The sequence below is a fragment of the Bartonella sp. AD328YNZD genome (assembly GCF_042196425.1).
This window is the reverse complement of sequence record NZ_JBHIQG010000298.1, coordinates 1-2910: the sequence shown is the minus strand read 5'-3', so window position 1 is coordinate 2910 and position 2910 is coordinate 1. Positions and strand designations below refer to the sequence as shown.

Sequence of the window (2910 nt, the reverse complement as noted above, 5' to 3'; positions counted from 1 at the left end):
AATGTTCCCCCATAAGGAATAAAGCCCCCATGAAGAGCAAGCCCATTCATTATAGCGCCCATTGCGTGTTCGCGAATTCCATAATGCAGATAGCGCCCTGAAAAATCATCTGCAGAGATACTTTTCATTTGGCTGCTTTTTGTGTTATTGGACCCTGTTAGGTCGGCAGAACCACCAATGGTTTCCGTAATGACTTCATTGATCACTTCAAGAGCCATTTCCGAAGCTTTACGCGTAGCAACAACGGGGCGCTCTTCAACCAATTTCTGTTTATAAGCATCGATAGCGCCATCAAATCCGCCCACGAGATCGCCCCGCATCAATCTTTCAAACTCCACACGCTCTGAAACAGGAAGATCAGCAAATTTTTCTTCCCATTTTTGACGTTTTTTAGCAGCATTGAGACTAGCCAAGCGCCAATTATCGAGAATATCGGCTGGAATAACGAAAGGCTCAGCATCCCACCCTAAAGCGATACGGGTTTCAGTGATTTCTCGTGCACCCAAAGGGGCACCATGAACTTTATTGGTACCCGCTTTATTGGGTGCTCCAAAACCAATTGTTGTTTTACAAGCGATCAAAGTTGGTTTATCGGAATTTTGTGCCGCCTCAATAGCCCGCGCAATTGCTGCTTGATCATGCCCATTGACTTTATGTGTCTCCCAACCAGATGCCTTAAAACGCGCAATCTGATCTGTACTGTCAGCAAGGGAAATCTCTCCATCGATAGAAATATTATTATCGTCCCACAACACAATAAGCTTATTGAGTTTCAAATGACCGGCAAGGGAAAGTGCTTCTTGAGATATCCCTTCCATAAGGCATCCATCGCCTACCAACGCATAAGTGTAATGGTTGATAAGATCACCAAAACGGGCATTTTGCAAACGCTCTCCAAGAGCCATCCCCACGGCATTAGCCAATCCTTGTCCGAGAGGACCAGTCGTTGTTTCGATTCCCGCCACATGCCCATATTCTGGATGCCCAGCAAGCTTTGCTCCTAATTGGCGAAAATTTTTGAGATCTTCAATGCCAATATCTTCATAACCAGAAAGATACAAGAGAGCATAAAGCAACATAGACCCATGTCCTGCTGATAACACAAAACGATCACGGTTAGGCCAGCGAGGTTTTTTGGGGTCATGAGCAAGAAATTTTGTATAAAGAACCGTAGCAATATCGGCTGCTCCCATTGGCAAACCCGGATGACCAGAATTTGCTTTTTCAATCGCATCAATAGCAAGAAAACGGATAGCATTGGCCATCTGATTCTGTTGGTGGGTGTTTGTCATGAATAATCGACCATTTCGTTAAATACGTTATTCTGTTGCTTTTTCCGTATTCTCTTAAAGTTCTCAAGAAATACTATTTTCTAATCCTTAGCGTGAGACTTTTTGCCACCACTTCAATAATATTAATAACATTCCCCTCACGCGTTCTGTATATCCATGTCATTTATGCCAATACGCGCAAAAAATCCAGCTTTTAATTTATATCTATCCCCTGCTTTGCTTGCTAAAATATCCTACATACTTAAAAATAAAATGCACACAACACAAGAGTGAAAGTGATTCGTTTTTGCATAACACATTGATAAAGGATACAATTACCCAAAGGATAAAGGCAATGAACCAAGAGACTACAGTTCTACAAGATGCTTTAGAGCACCTAGAAAAGGCACTTAGAACTTTAGAGATCACCATAATAAACCGCAATGCCGTTATTGATAAAAATAACGAATGGGAAGAAGAAATCCAACGAATGAATGCTGACCGCAGCCATCTTGCCCAAGCGCTTGACAAAGCTGAAGCCCAAATTGAACGCTTAGAGTCCGTAAACAAAGAAGTTTCCAAACGTCTTATTAAAGCAATGGAAACAATTCGTGTTGTCATTGATAGATAAAGGTTTGAATGTATGGAAACTGTTTCCGTTACCATTGATGGTAAAATTTATCGCATGGCTTGTGACAAAGGACAAGAACGTCGTCTTATTGCGCTTGCTGCTCAATTAGATCAATATATCACACATTTAAAGAACAATTTTGGTGAAATTGGCGACCATCGTTTATCGGTTATGGCTGGCATAATGATTATTGATGAAATGGAAGAAATAAAACGAGAAAATAAAAAATTACAAGAAGACTACAACACTCTTTTACGACTCCACAACGAAAGAGACCGCACCATGGGGAAAATTATGCGTGACACCACACAACGCATTGAAAATCTCACCAACCAATTGCTCAAAGATGATCAAAACTGCACAAACATTCAAGAACAAGAACAGGAAGATTTCTAAAAAGTACATCAGCGCGTAATAAACCAAGATTTGACTTGCCTCTCACACCTTACAGAACAAAAATCCTAAAACCCACACCAGTGTGTAAACAGTCTGGTTTTTTATAGGAAGGATTCCAGCTACTCACGACTTATGGGATTAACTTAAACCTCAACAAGAAAGCCCTACCCTGAATATTTCACCTCCGCACAAACACTTCCTATATCAAGGAGGCTACCTTATATCACCACATTTCAAATGAGATGTCTTTTAAAAGCGCAATAAGATAACAAAACCAACATCATTGTAAAAAAAATCATATAAATGACAACAACAACAAACAAATAAAGCCCCCTTCGAAAAAAAGAGCTATATTCATGTTCCCTATGAATGCATGCCAAAAAATTCTTTCCCCTAGATAATACAATATATATTAAAAAATAACCTTATCTATTATACCGTAAAACACCGCTATTTGATAATATAAGCACCATAGAGTCTTTGCGCCTGAAATGTCCATCCGATGAAACCCACCGAAAAGAACCGTATCATTTATAAACCAGCGTGAATTAAGTATTTTCATCCTTTAGAGCAGGAAAAAAGTCAAACCCAAAGAGTATGTTAATCTCATAC

General features: G+C 39.9%; 3 protein-coding genes. 2 read left to right on the top strand and 1 reads right to left on the bottom strand.

The features are described 5' to 3' along the window. The coding region (locus ACFIO3_RS10880) for a transketolase family protein (protein WP_375704449.1) at positions 1-1292 on the bottom strand (1292 nt) is incomplete at its 3' end. Positions 1293-1626: 334 nt separating this feature from the next. Here ACFIO3_RS10880 and ACFIO3_RS10875 point away from each other — a divergent pair. Both ACFIO3_RS10875 and ACFIO3_RS10870 read left to right on the top strand, forming a co-directional pair. Beyond that, complete coding sequence (locus tag ACFIO3_RS10875) at positions 1627-1902, top strand: DUF4164 domain-containing protein (RefSeq protein WP_005774573.1); 276 nt, start codon at positions 1627-1629, stop codon at positions 1900-1902. Between the two features lie 12 nt (positions 1903-1914). Then, on the top strand, positions 1915-2298 hold the full coding sequence (locus ACFIO3_RS10870; protein ID WP_375606565.1) for a cell division protein ZapA: 384 nt from the start codon (positions 1915-1917) through the stop codon (positions 2296-2298). The last annotated feature ends 612 nt before the right edge of the window (positions 2299-2910 follow it).